Raw genomic sequence first — 15,367 nt, 5'->3', positions numbered from 1 at the left:
ATGAGCAACCACGCCACATTTGATTACATCGTTGTTGGTGCCGGAAGTGCCGGTTGCGTATTGGCAAATAGACTTTCATCAGATCCACGCTATAACGTGTTGCTGATTGATGCTGGTAGCAAGGACGACTATCTTTGGATTCACATCCCAGTTGGTTATTTGTATTGCATCAACAATCCTAAAACTGATTGGATGTTTAAAACCAAACCCCAGCCAGGGCTTAATGATCGTAGTCTCATCTATCCTCGCGGAAAAGTATTGGGCGGCTCGTCATCAATCAACGGAATGATTTACATGCGTGGTCAGGCTGAAGATTACGATCAGTGGGCTCGCGAAACTGGCGATTCATCATGGTCGTGGCGCAATGTTTTGCCTTACTTTAAAAAGATGGAAGACTATCACTCGGGCGCTTCAGAGTTTCACGGCGTTGGTGGTGAGTGGCGCGTAGATCGCCAGCGTCTGAAATGGAAAGTGTTAGATATTTTTCGGGGCGCGGCGGAGCAAGCCGGCGTTCCTCCAATCAATGACTTTAATTGCGGCAATAATTTCGGGTCTTCCTATTTTGATGTTTCTCAAAAAAATGGCTGGCGCCTGAATGCATCCCAAGCTTTCATCAAACCCATAAGAGATCGCAAGAATTTAACTGTTTTAACGGGCGCGAACATCGATCGTTTGGTGATCAATGGTTCACGTTGCGAGGGCATTGCTTTTTCATATGATGGACAGCAGCAAATTGCGATAGCAGAAAAAGAAGTTCTTCTGTCGGCGGGCTCAATTGGTTCCGTACAAATTCTTGAGCGCTCAGGCGTGGGTGACGAAAAAAGATTGCAGTCTTTGAATATCCCAGTTGTGAAACATTTGCCTGGTGTCGGAGAAAATCTTCAGGACCATCTACAGATCAGGTTAGTTTACAAAGTAAGTGGCTTAAAAACATTGAACATGTTGGCTTCTCGCTGGTGGGGCAAATTATTAATTGGTCTTCAATATGTTTTAACCAGAAGCGGCCCCATGTCGATGGCGCCCTCTCAGCTGGGAGCTTTTGCGCACTCATCTGCGGAGCACGACCGACCAAACATTCAGTATCACGTTCAGCCACTTTCTCTGGATAAGTTTGGTGATCCACTTCACTCTTTCAATGCATTCACAGCAAGTGTTTGTAATTTACGCCCAAGCTCGAGAGGAAGCGTTCATATAACCACTAAAGAGTTGACTGAGCCACCTGCTATTAATCCTAATTATTTGTCTTCTAGTGAAGATAGACGGGTTGCTCTTGACGCTCTTCGCTTCACCAGAAACATCATGCAGCAAAAAGCATTTGATGGTTTTGATGTCAAAGAGTTTCGGCCGGGCCCTTCTTTCAATACAGATGAAGAGCTGTTAAAACAAATCGGCGAAATTGCCACAACGATCTTCCATCCGGTTGGCACATGCAAAATGGGTAAGCCTGATGATCCTATGGCGGTTGTTGATTCTGAATTGAAAGTATTTGGCTTGAGTGGGTTGCGAGTCGTGGATGCAAGCGTTATGCCAACGATTACCTCCGGCAATACCGCAGCCCCAACCATGATGATTGCTCAAAAAATAGCTGACAAGATTTTGGCTGACAACGAATAATGGAATTCGACCTTTTCCATTGGACAACCCTGCTTTTATTTGTTGCTGCATTTGGCGCAGGCTTTGTTGATTCTGTTGCAGGCGGTGGCGGATTGATTCAAGTCCCTGCTTTATTTGCAATATATCCCAATGCCAACCCCGCAACATTGCTGGGAACCAATAAGCTTGGCTCGATTGGTGGGACGCTAATTGCTGCTAAAAGATATCTAAATGTTGTTAAATTACCGTATTTTATTGTAATACCAGCTATTATTGCTGCTTTCATCGGCTCCTTCTCTGGTGCAGCAGTGGTTAAAAGTATGTCAGCTGATGTATTTAGAGTGTTGTTACCAATTATTTTGATTGCTCTATTGGTTTACACCATCAAACAGCCGTCCATGGGTATGGCCCACGCACCAGTCGTTGATGGAAGAAAGAAAATTGTTCATGCTGCCCTACTTGGAGGAACCATTGGTTTTTACGATGGATTCTTTGGACCGGGCACTGGTAGCTTTTTGTTGATTGGCTTTATTCGAATATTTGGCTTTGACTTTTTACACGCGTCGGCCGCAACTAAGTTGGTCAATGTAACTACTAATTTTGCTGCCATTCTATTGTTTGCCTCATTTGGCCATATTGCTTGGCAAATTGGTTTTGCCATGATGGCCATGAACATTGCTGGCAGCATCTTTGGATCACATTACGCTTTGCGCCATGGAAACACATTTATTAGAAAGGTGTTTGTTGGTGCTGTTGCTGCATTGATTCTAAAGACGGTGTTTGATGCTTTGCGTTATTTCGGGGTAATCGCATAGGCGCTTGTTGCGCGCTCAAAAAGTTTCACGTGAAACACTCATAATTAGCCTAAAACAATTGAGTCAAAATGGCGGGGGTGATATCATCGCCGCCCTAAGCAAGGTTTTCTATGGACTTTTCAATTAAATATGATGTGATAGTTATTGGCGGGGGGCATGCTGGCTCAGAAGCCGCTTTGGCTTCAGCCAGAATGGGTTGCCGCACCCTTCTTTTGACTCATAGCATAGAAACCTTGGGGGCCATGAGCTGCAACCCTTCAATTGGCGGGATTGGTAAGGGCCACCTGGTTAAAGAAATCGATGCTCTTGGTGGAGCAATGGCCGAAGTCACTGATTTGGCTGGAATTCAGTTCAGGATTCTAAATTCCAGTAAGGGCCCTGCGGTTCGGGCAACAAGGGCTCAGGCAGATCGCGCTCTTTATAAGACTGCCATGCGCAGCAAATTAGAAAACCAAGAAAACCTCACTATTTTCCAGGCGGCGGTTGATGACCTGATCGTTCGTGACGATCAGGTATGTGGCGCAACCACACAATTGGGCTTGAGCTTTTATGCTTCCCAGGTGGTTTTAACTGCTGGAACCTTTCTGGATGGAAAAATACACGTTGGTCTAGATAACCACTCCGGTGGTCGCGCTGGAGATCCGGCCGCGATAAGACTGTCCAGCAGATTAAAAGAACTGAAGCTTCCGCAGGGGCGTTTAAAAACAGGTACGCCCCCAAGAATTGATGGGCGCACCATTAACTTCTCAGTGATGCAAGAGCAGCCTGGCGACTTAGATCCTTTGCCAGTCTTTTCTTATTTGGGGCGACCAGAGTTCCACCCTAAGCAGCTTCCCTGCTGGATCAGCCATACCAATGAGAAAACCCATGAGATCATTCGTGGAGGACTTGATCGTTCACCAATGTATACAGGGGTGATTGAGGGTGTTGGCCCAAGGTACTGCCCTTCTATAGAAGACAAGATACATCGGTTTGCTGGCAAGGACAGCCATCAAATATTTTTGGAGCCCGAGGGCCTAACAACCCATGAGTTTTATCCAAACGGCATTTCAACGAGCCTTCCCTTTGATGTTCAGTGGAGTTTGGTGAGAAGTATTCGAGGTCTTGAGAATGCCATGATTGTCCGCCCGGGCTATGCCATTGAATATGACTACTATGACCCAAGAGGCCTAAAGCCAAGCTTGGAAACCAAAGCCATCAAGGGCTTGTTCTTCGCTGGCCAAATCAATGGTACAACTGGTTACGAAGAGGCTGCTGCGCAGGGCTTGTTAGCCGGCATCAATGCTGGATTGAGCGCCAAAGGCAAGGATGCCTGGTATCCAAAGCGTGATCAGGCCTATTTGGGTGTGTTGGTGGACGATTTGATTACCAAGGGTGTTCAAGAGCCCTATCGGATGTTCACAAGTCGCGCCGAGTATCGTTTAAGCCTAAGGGAAGACAATGCTGATGTCAGATTGACAGAGCAAGGCCGTGAACTAGGGCTGGTGGATGATTACCGCTGGGAGTTCTTCTGTAAAAAGCAGGAGGCTGTTTCACGTGAAACACAGCGACTTAAGTCAACCTGGGTGAGTCCAAAGCTTATTAATGCAGCAGAATCAGAGTTTTTGCTTGGTCAGGTCATTGCTCATGAATACAGTTTGGCTGAGTTATTGAAGCGACCAGGAATCACTTACGAAAACCTCACAACCTCATTTGATGGCCGGTGGTCGGCAGAACCGCTTGATCAAGACGTTGTTTTAAGAGATCAAATTGCTGAACAGGTTGAAATTGCCATTAAATACCAGGGCTATATTGATAGACAGGCAGCAGAAATTGCTCGCCATGCCTACCATGAAGAAATGACCCTGCCGCCAGATATCAACTATTCAAAGGTTTTGGGCTTGTCAATGGAGGTTCAGCAGAAGCTCAGTCTTCATAAACCAAGCACCTTGGGGCAGGCATCAAGAGTATCTGGTGTGACGCCAGCAGCCATTTCTTTATTGTTGATCCATTTAAAAAAGGGTTTGGGTCGACGCCCCAGTGCTGATTGATGGAAAAAGACACACAACAAGCCCTGCTTGCTCAATTAAGTGATGGTGTGAGAGGTCTCAATTTAGACCTTTCTGCAGAGACCATTCAGCGTTTATTAGATTATTTAATTGAGTTTCAGCGTTGGAACAAAACCCATAATTTGTCATCAATTCATGATTTAAATCAGTCGGTTACCTTGCACCTACTTGATTCCTTGGCGGTCCTTCCCTACTTGGATAGTTACGTTGAGAAATTACCAAAAGCCGATGGCGTTTTTACTCTAGCGGATCTTGGGTCTGGCGGCGGCCTACCCGGCATTCCTTTGGCCATTTGCCGACCTTCATGGCAGCTTCATTTGATGGAGGCTGTGCAGAAAAAGGCGGTCTTTTTACAGCACATCGTGACCAAGTTACATTTAGATAACGTTAAAGTGCATGGCGCAAGAATTGAAGACACTGCCCCAGGCCTAGCAGACTCTGTAAGTTGTTGTATTTCAAGGGCTTTTTCAGATTTTGGCAAGTTTATAACCTTGTCTGAGCCAATGCTTAAAACGGGTGGCTTGTTGTGGGCCATGAAAGCGCGAGCCCTAGAGGATGATCTAAAAACCATTCCAGATACTTGGAAGATTGAAAAAGACTATTTGTTCAACGTTCCGGGGCTTGATGCCGAAAGACGGCTCTACGAGTTGGCACGCGTGAGAGAATTCAAGGCTTAATTAAAAGAAGACATATATGGCAAAAATATTTTGCGTGGCAAACCAAAAAGGTGGCGTTGGCAAGACCACTACCACTGTCAATTTAGCAGCAAGCTTGGCAGCACAAAAACAACGAGTGTTGGTCGTTGACCTTGACCCACAAGGCAATGCCAGCATGGGTTCTGGCATCGATAAGATGGGATTGCAGCAGAGTGTTTATCACGTCTTAATTGGCATGTCTGATGTTTTAACTGCAAGAGTTAAATCAGAAACCGGTGGATATGATGTACTTCCAGCAAACCGAGAGCTTGCTGGCGCTGAAGTTGAGTTGGTGGAGTTCGATGAGCGTGAGGAAAGACTAAAAAATGCTCTAGCTCCAGTGCTCAATGAATATGACTTTATCTTGATTGACTGCCCTCCTGCCCTTTCGCTGTTAACGTTGAATGGTCTGTGTGCAGCCAATGGCGTGATTGTGCCGATGCAATGTGAATATTTCGCCTTGGAAGGCTTGTCGGATTTAGTTAACACCATCAAACAAGTGCACGCGAATCTCAATCCAAATTTAACCATCATTGGTTTATTGCGCGTCATGTTTGACCCGAGAACAACCTTGCAGCAACAGGTTTCAGATCAATTAATGGCGCACTTTGGAGACAAAGTTTTCAACACCATCATTCCAAGGAATGTTCGCTTGGCTGAAGCGCCTTCGTATGGCATGCCAGGCGTGACATTTGATAAAGCCTCGCGTGGTGCGCAGGCCTATATGCAATTCGGCGCAGAGATGATTCAGCGCATAAAAACAATGTAATGGATAAGAAAAGAATATGACAACAATCAAGAAAAAAGGTTTGGGGCGCGGCCTAGAAGCACTACTGGGCGCCAACGATAAAAGCACTGCCAATGCTGGTGGTGTTGCAATGCTTCAGATCAGCCAGTTACAGGCCGGCAAGTATCAGCCACGTAAAAATATGGTGGATGCATCATTGCAGGAACTGTCTGAAAGCATTAAAGAACAAGGCATCATGCAGCCTTTGCTAGTTAGAAGTGTTGCTTCAGGGAAGTATGAAATCATTGCTGGTGAGCGTCGTTTTCGTGCGGCCACTATGGCGGGCCTCAAGGAGGTTCCAGTTTTAATTAAGCAGGCCAATGATCAAGCCACGGCTGCCATGGCCTTGATTGAAAATATGCAGCGCGAAGATTTGAATGCCTTGGAAGAGGCCAACGGCCTTGCGCGACTCATCGAAGAATTTGGATACACGCATGACAAGGCGGCTCAAGCTGTTGGAAAGTCACGCAGCGCGGTTTCAAACCTATTGAGATTGATCCAGTTGGCAAAGCCGGTTCAGCTGATGCTTGCCAAAGGCGAAATAGACATGGGCCATGCTCGCGCCCTTTTGCCCCTTGAGGCGGCGGCCCAGGTAAGCCTTGCTCAAAAAATCATCATTCAAAAACTCTCAGTGCGTGAAGCAGAGCAAATGGCAACCAAATTGGTTTTGAATAAAACCCAAGTTGGCGGCTCCAAAAAGGCCAAAATCAAGGCTGATCCGGACTTAAGACAGCTTCAAGAGAAGTTATCCGACCAGCTAAACCTTGCGGTTGAGATCAAGCAAAAAAGACGTGGCGGTGAAATCAGCATTAAATTCAGCCAATTTGATGAATTGGACGGGTTTTTAAAGCGCCTGGGCATTGATTAAAGTAAGTGTGAATTTTTTATGAATTGCATTGACCCAAAGGCCTCAGATTCTGTAAAATCTCGTGGCTTTGTACCTGGAGTTGTGCAAAAAGCTGAAATTGACAAAAATGCTAATTGGGACAATGAGTTAGGTGATTCTGAGGAATTATCCAAACCGTTGACAAGAGCTGAACTAGAGGTAATTTTGGGTTCAGAGGCTCTCAAGCCAAGCAAAGTTTCAGTTAAGCGGTTATTTGTACTTCAGGCGCTTGTAACGTTGCTCTCCTGCTTTGCTTGGGCTTGGTCAGTAAAGGGTAAGCCGTTTGGCTTAGACTCTTCCGCCATATCCTCACTGCTTGGTGGTCTTATAGCAATCATCCCTGCGGGGTTGTTCGCAATGAGAGCAAAGCTACTAGCTACAAAGGCGGTTGGATCGAATGTTGCAGGATCTTCAGTAGTTGGTCTTGTAACGGGGGAATTAATAAAAATCATTGCAACTGTTGCAATGTTTATTTTGGTAATAGTTTTTTATCCAGAATTGGATTGGTTACCGTTGTTGTTGACTTATGTACTGGCGCTGAAATGTTATCTATTGGCGTGGTTTTTTAAGTGAACAAGCGGTTTGACAAGAACAGAGGAAAGTAACGATGGCAACTGAAGCAACCGGCAAGGCTTTAACACCTACCGAATACATTGCAGAGCATTTGCAAAATTTAAATACATTGCATGCTAAGCAAGAGGCTATTGTTGATTTCTCAGTGGTTAACTTAGACACAGTTTTTTGGTCTTTGATGATGGGTTTGATTGTTGTGGGCTTTTTGCTCATGGCAGCTCGTCGTGCAACGGCTGGTGTTCCGGGCCGCTTTCAAGCATTGGTTGAGTTATTGGTAGAGATGGTTGAGAGTCAATCAAAGAGCATCGTTCACGGTGATCGCTCTTACATTGCACCTTTGGCACTATTTGTTTTCTGCTGGATTATTTTGCTCAATACGCTTGACTTGGTTCCGGTGGATTGGGTTCATGGCGTTAACGGATTCTTAGGAATTTTTGGAAGCATCCACGTTCCTCACCATAAGCTTGTGCCAACAACAGATTTGAACGGCACACTTGGCTTATCAATGTCAGTTTTAGTTTTGATGATTTTCTACAGCTTCAAAGCAAAAGGTGCTGGCGGCTTTTTACACGAACTACTTTCAGCACCGTTTGGCGCAAAGTGGTACTTGGCACCATTTAACTTGGTATTGAACATCATTGAATTTATTGCCAAAGCAGTTTCATTGGGTATGCGATTGTTTGGCAACATGTATGCAGGCGAATTGGTCTTTTTGCTAATCGCTCTGTTAGGCGGCATCTGGCATTTTGGTGTCGACTTATCGTTCCTAGGTTTTGTGGGCCATGTGATTGCAGGTTCCGCTTGGGCGATTTTCCATATTTTGGTGATTTTGTTGCAGGCCTTCATTTTCATGATGTTGACCTTGGTCTACATCGGGCAAGCACATAGCCACCACTAATTTTTTTACTAACTGTTTTTTTATTTAGGAGTCAACATGCAAGAATTTCTAGCTCACGTTCAAGGTTTAACAGCTATCGGTATCGGCATCATCATCGGCTTAGGCGCGATCGGTGCTTGTTTGGGTATCGCATTGATGGGTGGTAAGTACATTGAAGCATGTGCACGTCAACCAGAATTGATGGAGCCACTACAAACTAAGATGTTCTTGTTGGCTGGTTTGATCGACGCTGCTTTCTTGATCGGTGTTGGTGTTGCGATGTTGTTCGCGTTCGCAAACCCATTGCTTGCTGTAATCAAGTAATAGGCGTAGTTATTGACGGGCGCAATTTGAGCGCCCGTGGATATTTGTCATTGTGACCGAAAGGAACTAAACGTGAACCTAAACGCGACGCTATTCGCGCAGATGGTCGTCTTCTTTATTTTGTGGTGGGTTGTAGCCAAATTTGTTTGGCCACCATTGGTAAAGGCATTAGACGAGCGAGCCACAAAAGTGGCTGATGGTTTGGCTGCCGCTGAGCGCGGTAAGGCTGATCTTGAGTCTGCAAAAAAACGTGCTGAACAAGCATTGTCAGAAGCTCGCAATGAAGGCACTCAGCGTATTGCTGATGCTGAAAAGCGTGCTCAATTATCGGCTGAAGAAATTAAAGCAAATGCTCAAGCAGAAGCTGCTCGCATCATTGCTCAAGCCAAAGCTGAAGCAGAACAACAAGTAGCGCGTGCAAGAGATGCCTTGCGCACTGAAGTAGCTGCATTAGCAGTGAAAGGTGCCGAGCAAATTTTGCGTCGTGAAGTTGATGCAAAAGCACATGCAGGTTTATTAGATCAGCTAAAGGCAGAGCTTTAATATGGCAGACTTAGCTACTATTGCCCGCCCATACGCTGAGGCTCTTTTTAGAAGTGCAAAGCCAGCAGAGTTATCTGCTATTGCTGAGCAATTAGAAGAGTTAGCTCAAGTTGCCAGCAACCCAGATTTACTGGCAGTAGCTAATAATCCAAAGTTGGCCGATGCTGATTTATTGCAAATTTTGTTGGGCGGCATGAAAACAAAGCCAGCGGATATTGTGAAAAACTTCGTTGAAGTTTTGACACACAACAATCGCTTGTTGGCTATGCCAGAAATTGCTGCTCAATTTACAGCGTTAAAAAATGCTCAAGAAGGTGCTGCAGAAGTTTTGATCACAAGCGCGTTCCCGCTGCAAGGCGAAGAACTAAATACCTTGTTATCAACATTGAAGAAGCGCTTTGGTGGAAGAGAGCTACGTCCTACAGTAAATGTAGACCCAGAATTGATTGGCGGAGTGTGCGTACAAGTTGGCGATGAGGTGTTAGACACTTCAGTGAAAGCCCGCTTGGTATCGATGCAAACCGCCCTTAGCGCATAACCGAATAAGATCCCAGGAGTAAGCAAATGCAACTCAACCCATCAGAGATCAGTGAACTGATCAAGAGCCGAATCAGCGGTGTAGGCGTTGGCGCCGAAGTCCGTAACCAAGGCACCGTAATTTCAGTAACAGACGGTATTTGCCGTGTTCATGGCCTCTCAGGCGTGATGCAAGGTGAAATGCTTGAATTCCCAAACAACACGCTTGGTCTTGCGCTTAACTTAGAGCGTGATTCAGTAGGTGCTGTTATTTTGGGTGAATATGAGCACATCAGTGAAGGCGACCCAGTTAAATGTACCGGTCGTATTCTTGAAGTTCCAGTAGGTCCAGAATTATTGGGTCGTGTTGTTAATGCTTTGGGTCAGCCTATCGATGGCAAGGGTCCAATCAATGCAAAAATGACAGACTTTATTGAAAAGGTTGCCCCTGGCGTTATTGATCGTCAGTCAGTTAGCCAACCTCTTCAAACAGGTTTGAAGTCAATTGATGCGATGGTGCCTATCGGACGTGGTCAGCGTGAGTTGATCATTGGCGACCGTCAAACTGGTAAAACAGCTGTTGCTGTTGATGCCATCATCAACCAAAAAGGTAAGGGCATTCGTTGCGTATACGTGGCGATTGGTCAAAAAGCTTCTACGATTGCAAACGTATTGCGTAAGCTAGAAGAGCACGGCGCGATGGAGTACACAGTGATCGTTGCTGCAACAGCGTCTGACTCTGCAGCGATGCAGTACTTGTCAGCATATGCTGGTTGCACAATGGGTGAGTATTTCCGTGATCGCGGTGAAGATGCATTGATTGTTTACGATGACTTAACTAAGCAAGCGGTTGCTTATCGTCAAGTATCACTATTGTTGCGTCGTCCACCAGGTCGTGAAGCTTATCCTGGCGACGTATTCTATTTGCACTCACGTTTGCTTGAGCGTGCTGCTCGTGTTAACGAAGTGTATGTTGAGAAATTCACAAATGGTGCAGTTAAAGGTAAGACAGGTTCATTGACCTCATTGCCAATCATTGAAACTCAAGCGGGCGACGTTTCTGCTTTCGTTCCAACCAACGTGATTTCTATTACTGACGGCCAAATCTTCTTGGAAACAGACTTGTTTAACGCGGGCGTACGTCCAGCGATTAACGCGGGTATTTCAGTTTCACGTGTGGGTGGTGCAGCTCAGACTAAAGTTATTAAGAAATTATCTGGCGGTATCCGTACAGACTTAGCCCAGTACCGTGAATTGGCAGCGTTTGCTCAGTTTGCTTCTGATTTGGACGAAGCAACACGTAAGCAGTTGGAGCGCGGTCGTCGTGTTACAGAATTGCTTAAGCAACCACAATATCAGCCACAACAAGTTTGGCAGTTGGCATCTTCATTGTATGCAGCTAACAACGGTTTCTTGGATGACTTGGATGTGAAACATGTTTTGGCCTTCGAAAAAGGTTTGCATGATCATCTAAAGAGCAAGTTTGCTGATTTGATTGGCCGCATTGAAGACACCAAGGATCTCTCGAAGGAAGACGAAGCTGCATTGCGCGCTGCGATCGAGGACTTTAAACGTTCGGCTTCTTTCTAAGAAGTAAGGAGAGCCGATATGGCCGGAACTAAAGAGATACGGACAAAGATCAAGAGCGTACAAAATACGCGCAAGATCACCAAGGCGATGGAAATGGTCGCCGCATCTAAGATGCGGCGTGCTCAAGAGCGCATGCGCAATGCACGTCCTTACTCAGAAAAAGTAAGAAATATTGCTGCGAACTTGGGCAAGGCCAATCCAGAATACCGCCCTGCTTATTTGGTTGAGCGTGAAGTTAAAAATGCTGGCGTGATTGTTGTGACAACAGACAAAGGTCTTTGCGGTGGCATGAATACCAACGTATTAAGAGCTTTGACAAACACCATGAAAGAGTTGGACTCTAAAGGTGTTTCATTGTCATGCACTCCAATTGGCATGAAGGGCTTCCAGTTCTTAAATAGGATCAAGGCAAAGGTTGTTTCTCATGTAACTCAAATGGGTGACACACCGCACTTGGAAAAACTCATTGGCGCAATCAAGGTTCAATTGGATGCGTATGAAAATGGTGAAGTAGATGCTGTTTATTTGGCATACACAAAATTCATCAACACAATGAAGCAAGAGCCAGTAGTTGAAAAACTATTGCCTCTTTCAAGTGAAAAATTAACACAAACGACTGAAGAAGCTCGTGAGTATGGTTGGGACTATTTGTACGAACCAGACCCACAATCAGTTGTGGATGAATTGTTGAAACGTTACGTTGAAGCGTTGATTTACCAAGCAGTTGCAGAAAATATGGCATCTGAGCAATCAGCTCGTATGGTTGCTATGAAAGCTGCTTCTGATAACGCGAAAAACGTGATTGGTGAATTGCAGTTGGTTTACAACAAAACACGTCAAGCAGCCATTACCAAAGAGTTGTCCGAGATTGTCGGCGGCGCTGCGGCGGTTTGATAACCAAAGTATTGTAAAAAATTAGTGATCGGAGAACTACGATGAGCAACGGAAATATCGTTCAGTGTATTGGCGCGGTGGTGGACATTCAGTTCCCTCGTGACAAAATGCCAAAAATTTATGACGCATTGATCTTGGAAGAGAGCAGTGAGGCATCTTTTGCAGAAAAAGGTTTGACCTTTGAAGTGCAACAACAATTAGGCGATGGCGTTGTTCGTGCCATTGCGATGGGCTCAAGCGATGGCTTGCGTCGCGGCATGGGTGTTAAAAATACAGGCAAGGGAATTTCAGTGCCTGTAGGTCCAGCAACATTGGGCCGCATCATGGACGTGTTGGGTCGCCCAATCGACCAAGCTGGTCCAATCGGCACAGAAGAGCGTCGCGCGATTCACCAATTGGCGCCAAAGTTTGATGAGCTATCACCATCAGTTGACCTACTAGAAACAGGCATCAAAGTTATTGACTTGGTTTGCCCGTTTGCTAAAGGCGGTAAAGTTGGTTTGTTCGGTGGTGCCGGTGTGGGTAAGACAGTTAACATGATGGAATTGATCAACAACATCGCTAAGCAACACTCAGGTTTGTCAGTGTTCGCAGGTGTTGGTGAGCGTACTCGTGAAGGTAACGACTTCTACCACGAGATGAAAGACTCTAACGTTCTTGATAAAGTTGCGATGGTGTTTGGTCAGATGAACGAGCCACCAGGAAACCGTTTGCGTGTTGCCTTGACTGGTTTGACAATGGCTGAGCGTTTCCGTGACGAAGGCCGTGACATTTTGTTCTTCGTTGACAACATCTACCGTTACACATTGGCCGGTACAGAAGTTTCTGCTTTGTTGGGTCGTATGCCATCAGCGGTGGGTTACCAGCCAACATTGGCTGAAGAAATGGGCCGTTTACAAGAGCGTATTACTTCAACAAAGACTGGTTCTATTACATCGATTCAGGCCGTTTACGTTCCTGCCGACGACTTAACAGACCCATCACCTGCTACAACATTCTTGCACTTGGACTCTACAGTTGTGTTGTCACGTGACATCGCTGCTTTGGGTATCTACCCAGCGGTTGACCCACTTGACTCAACAAGCCGTCAGTTGGACCCTCAAGTTGTTGGCGAAGAGCACTATGCAGTTGCTCGCGGTGTACAAACAACATTGCAGCGCTATAAAGAATTGCGCGACATTATTGCTATTTTGGGTATGGATGAATTGTCACCAGAAGACAAGCAAGCTGTTGCACGTGCGCGTAAGATTCAGCGTTTCTTGTCACAGCCATTCCACGTAGCGGAAGTATTTACAGGTTCACCTGGTAAATATGTTCCACTTAAAGAAACTATCCGCGGCTTCAAGATGATTGTTGACGGTGAGCTTGACCATTTGCCAGAGCAGGCATTCTATATGGTTGGCGGCATCGACGAAGCTATCGAAAAAGCTAAGAAGTTGCAGTAAACCAAGGAATTTAAATGTCTAGCATCCATGTTGATGTAGTTAGCGCTGAGCAGTCAATTTTCGCCGGTGAAGCAAAGTTCATTGCTTTGCCAGGCGAAAGTGGTGAGTTGGGTATTCTTCCGGGACATACTCCTCTCATTACAAGAATTAGACCAGGTGCAGTTCGTATTGAGAAAGCTGATGGCGACGAAGAGTTTGTTTTCGTTGCTGGCGGCATTCTTGAAGTACAGCCAAATAAAGTAACTGTACTTGCTGATACTGCTATTCGCGGTCACGATCTTGACGAAGCAAAAGCCTTAGAAGCCAAAAAAGCTGCTGAAGAAGCCATGCAAAATCGCGGTACAGATATTGATTTTGCGCACGCTCAATCAGAGTTTGCAATGGCGGCAGCACAACTTGCAGCAATTGCAAAGTTACGTCAGAAAAGATAATTGACTTTAATTAACGATCGCTTCCTGCGCGCATGCCTTCGGCAGCCAACAGATAGAACACCTCTGTGGCTAATGCGCCAGGCAGGACGTTATTTACCTGAATACAACGCAACAAGAGCTAAAGCAGGAAGTTTTTTAGCGCTTGCAAAAAATCCTCAGCTAGCAACAGAAGTTACTTTGCAACCATTGGATAGATATCCATTGGATGCAGCCATTCTGTTTTCAGACATTCTGACGATTCCAGATGCAATGGGATTGGGCTTGAGTTTTGAGGCAGGTGAAGGACCAAGATTCAGTCGCCCATTGAGAGACGAACAAGCGGTTAATAATTTAAGACCTGCTGATCTTAATCAATTGAAATATGTATTTGATGCTGTATCTGAAATCAGAAAAGCACTCACTCAAAATGGTCAACAAAGAGTTCCGCTGATTGGTTTTTCAGGAAGCCCGTGGACTCTGGCTTGTTACATGATTGAAGGTTCAGGATCATCTGACTTTAAGAATACAAAAGAAATGTTGTACCAAAGACCCGATTTAATGAAAAAGGTTTTGGATACAAACATCCAATCAGTCGCTGATTATTTAAAGGCGCAGGTTGATGCTGGTGCACAAGCATTGATGATTTTTGATACTTGGGGTGGTTTATTGCCAGATGGTTGGTATCAAAAAACTTCTTTGGCCAGCATGAAGGCCGTGATTGATTTATTACCAAGACAAAAAGATGGTCAACAAATTCCAATTTTAGTATTCACCAAGGGTGGTGGAATTTGGTTAGAAGATATCGCTCATTCTGGCGCAGATGTCATCGGATTAGATTGGACGGCATCAGTTGCAAAGTCACGTAAGCGTTTACTTGCAAATAAAACCCCGCTGGCCCTTCAAGGAAATTTTGATCCATTGGCTCTATTTTCAAGTCCGGAACAAATCGGAACGGAAGTTAAGAGAATTTTGAATGAATTGGCAGCGGTACCGGCTTTAGCCGAAGGCCTTCACTCCTTAGATGGCCATGTCTTTAATTTGGGCCATGGCATATCTCAGTTCACCAATCCGGACCATGTTATTGCCCTGACCGAGACGGTTGTCAGTCACTCAAAAGCGCTTAGAAATAAGTAAAAATAAGCATGTGAGTGGTAACTTATGCACAGGCATCTTCTGGCATAAAACCCCAACATCAAGCGGTTAATAATCACCCCAAGAGCCAAATTAAATTCTATAAGTCATTGATTTATATGTATTTTAAATCATCATACAATATAATTAAAATACGTAAAAAAAGCTTCCTAATTTGAAATGCTGGGATAATTAAGCAGTTATCCACAAGGTTTTCCACAGATAAATTAAACCTTTTTA

At 45.2% G+C, this 15,367-nt stretch carries 16 protein-coding genes; all 16 read left to right on the top strand.

Annotated features, from left to right (window positions below):
• The 16 genes from ICE88_RS04320 to hemE all read left to right on the top strand — a co-directional run bounded on the left by ICE88_RS04320 (position 1) and on the right by hemE (position 15,130).
• Entirely contained in the window at positions 1-1,614 is a 1,614-nt protein-coding gene (locus ICE88_RS04320; RefSeq protein WP_216249770.1) for a GMC family oxidoreductase, read from the top strand.
• Entirely contained in the window at positions 1,614-2,408 is a 795-nt protein-coding gene (locus ICE88_RS04315) for a TSUP family transporter (RefSeq protein WP_216249766.1), read from the top strand. The genes ICE88_RS04320 and ICE88_RS04315 overlap by 1 nt, the downstream gene beginning before the upstream one ends.
• A gap of 110 nt (positions 2,409-2,518) precedes the next feature.
• Entirely contained in the window at positions 2,519-4,438 is a 1,920-nt protein-coding gene (mnmG, locus tag ICE88_RS04310) for a tRNA uridine-5-carboxymethylaminomethyl(34) synthesis enzyme MnmG (protein ID WP_216249763.1), read from the top strand.
• Positions 4,438-5,133: a 16S rRNA (guanine(527)-N(7))-methyltransferase RsmG gene (rsmG, locus tag ICE88_RS04305; RefSeq protein WP_216249762.1), complete on the top strand. Its 696-nt coding sequence runs from the start codon at positions 4,438-4,440 to the stop codon at positions 5,131-5,133. The genes mnmG and rsmG overlap by 1 nt, the downstream gene beginning before the upstream one ends.
• Positions 5,134-5,149: 16 nt before the next feature.
• The gene (locus ICE88_RS04300; RefSeq protein WP_216249759.1) at positions 5,150-5,920 is read left to right on the top strand and encodes a ParA family protein; all 771 of its coding nucleotides are present in this window, start codon (positions 5,150-5,152) and stop codon (positions 5,918-5,920) included.
• 16 nt (positions 5,921-5,936) lie between these two features.
• Positions 5,937-6,806, top strand: a complete 870-nt coding sequence (locus tag ICE88_RS04295; RefSeq protein WP_216249756.1) for a ParB/RepB/Spo0J family partition protein — start codon at positions 5,937-5,939, stop codon at positions 6,804-6,806.
• 18 nt (positions 6,807-6,824) lie between these two features.
• On the top strand, positions 6,825-7,397 hold the full coding sequence (locus ICE88_RS04290; protein ID WP_216249753.1) for an ATP synthase subunit I: 573 nt from the start codon (positions 6,825-6,827) through the stop codon (positions 7,395-7,397).
• A 34-nt stretch (positions 7,398-7,431) separates the two neighbouring features.
• The gene (gene atpB, locus ICE88_RS04285; RefSeq protein ID WP_215290557.1) at positions 7,432-8,295 is read left to right on the top strand and encodes a F0F1 ATP synthase subunit A; all 864 of its coding nucleotides are present in this window, start codon (positions 7,432-7,434) and stop codon (positions 8,293-8,295) included.
• A 36-nt stretch (positions 8,296-8,331) separates the two neighbouring features.
• The gene (gene atpE / locus ICE88_RS04280) at positions 8,332-8,598 is read left to right on the top strand and encodes a F0F1 ATP synthase subunit C (protein WP_215290558.1); all 267 of its coding nucleotides are present in this window, start codon (positions 8,332-8,334) and stop codon (positions 8,596-8,598) included.
• Positions 8,599-8,670: 72 nt separating this feature from the next.
• On the top strand, positions 8,671-9,141 hold the full coding sequence (locus ICE88_RS04275) for a F0F1 ATP synthase subunit B (RefSeq protein ID WP_215290559.1): 471 nt from the start codon (positions 8,671-8,673) through the stop codon (positions 9,139-9,141).
• Between the two features lies 1 nt (position 9,142).
• Positions 9,143-9,679 (top strand): F0F1 ATP synthase subunit delta, encoded by a 537-nt coding sequence (locus tag ICE88_RS04270; RefSeq protein WP_216249750.1) that lies wholly within the window; start codon positions 9,143-9,145, stop codon positions 9,677-9,679.
• A 26-nt stretch (positions 9,680-9,705) separates the two neighbouring features.
• Entirely contained in the window at positions 9,706-11,247 is a 1,542-nt protein-coding gene (gene atpA / locus ICE88_RS04265; RefSeq protein ID WP_215290561.1) for a F0F1 ATP synthase subunit alpha, read from the top strand.
• 18 nt (positions 11,248-11,265) lie between these two features.
• Positions 11,266-12,141 carry a F0F1 ATP synthase subunit gamma gene (atpG, locus tag ICE88_RS04260; protein WP_215290562.1) on the top strand — a complete coding sequence of 292 codons (876 nt, stop codon included), beginning with the start codon at positions 11,266-11,268 and terminating at the stop codon, positions 12,139-12,141.
• Positions 12,142-12,182: 41 nt separating this feature from the next.
• A complete protein-coding gene (gene atpD, locus ICE88_RS04255) occupies positions 12,183-13,586 on the top strand; it encodes a F0F1 ATP synthase subunit beta (protein WP_089514964.1) in 1,404 nt (467 codons plus the stop codon).
• A 14-nt stretch (positions 13,587-13,600) separates the two neighbouring features.
• Positions 13,601-14,017, top strand: a complete 417-nt coding sequence (locus ICE88_RS04250; protein ID WP_215290563.1) for a F0F1 ATP synthase subunit epsilon — start codon at positions 13,601-13,603, stop codon at positions 14,015-14,017.
• Positions 14,018-15,130, top strand: coding sequence for a uroporphyrinogen decarboxylase (gene hemE / locus ICE88_RS04245; RefSeq protein ID WP_216249747.1), 1,113 nt, complete (start codon positions 14,018-14,020; stop codon positions 15,128-15,130). It begins immediately after the preceding gene.
• Positions 15,131-15,367: the final 237 nt, after the last annotated feature.

The organism is Polynucleobacter sp. AM-26B4 (assembly GCF_018882285.1).
Taxonomy (GTDB): Bacteria; Pseudomonadota; Gammaproteobacteria; order Burkholderiales; family Burkholderiaceae; genus Polynucleobacter.
This window is presented reverse-complemented; position numbering and strand designations above follow the sequence as displayed.

Coding starts and splice junctions, on each gene's coding strand:
- mnmG (WP_216249763.1), top strand. CDS start 2,519: ATGGACTTTTCAATTAAATATGATGTGATAGTTATTGGCGGGGGGCAT.
- ICE88_RS04320 (WP_216249770.1), top strand. CDS start 1: ATGAGCAACCACGCCACATTTGATTACATCGTTGTTGGTGCCGGAAGT.
- ICE88_RS04250 (WP_215290563.1), top strand. CDS start 13,601: ATGTCTAGCATCCATGTTGATGTAGTTAGCGCTGAGCAGTCAATTTTC.
- ICE88_RS04290 (WP_216249753.1), top strand. CDS start 6,825: ATGAATTGCATTGACCCAAAGGCCTCAGATTCTGTAAAATCTCGTGGC.
- atpB (WP_215290557.1), top strand. CDS start 7,432: ATGGCAACTGAAGCAACCGGCAAGGCTTTAACACCTACCGAATACATT.
- ICE88_RS04295 (WP_216249756.1), top strand. CDS start 5,937: ATGACAACAATCAAGAAAAAAGGTTTGGGGCGCGGCCTAGAAGCACTA.
- ICE88_RS04315 (WP_216249766.1), top strand. CDS start 1,614: ATGGAATTCGACCTTTTCCATTGGACAACCCTGCTTTTATTTGTTGCT.
- rsmG (WP_216249762.1), top strand. CDS start 4,438: ATGGAAAAAGACACACAACAAGCCCTGCTTGCTCAATTAAGTGATGGT.
- atpD (WP_089514964.1), top strand. CDS start 12,183: ATGAGCAACGGAAATATCGTTCAGTGTATTGGCGCGGTGGTGGACATT.
- atpA (WP_215290561.1), top strand. CDS start 9,706: ATGCAACTCAACCCATCAGAGATCAGTGAACTGATCAAGAGCCGAATC.
- atpG (WP_215290562.1), top strand. CDS start 11,266: ATGGCCGGAACTAAAGAGATACGGACAAAGATCAAGAGCGTACAAAAT.
- ICE88_RS04270 (WP_216249750.1), top strand. CDS start 9,143: ATGGCAGACTTAGCTACTATTGCCCGCCCATACGCTGAGGCTCTTTTT.
- ICE88_RS04300 (WP_216249759.1), top strand. CDS start 5,150: ATGGCAAAAATATTTTGCGTGGCAAACCAAAAAGGTGGCGTTGGCAAG.
- atpE (WP_215290558.1), top strand. CDS start 8,332: ATGCAAGAATTTCTAGCTCACGTTCAAGGTTTAACAGCTATCGGTATC.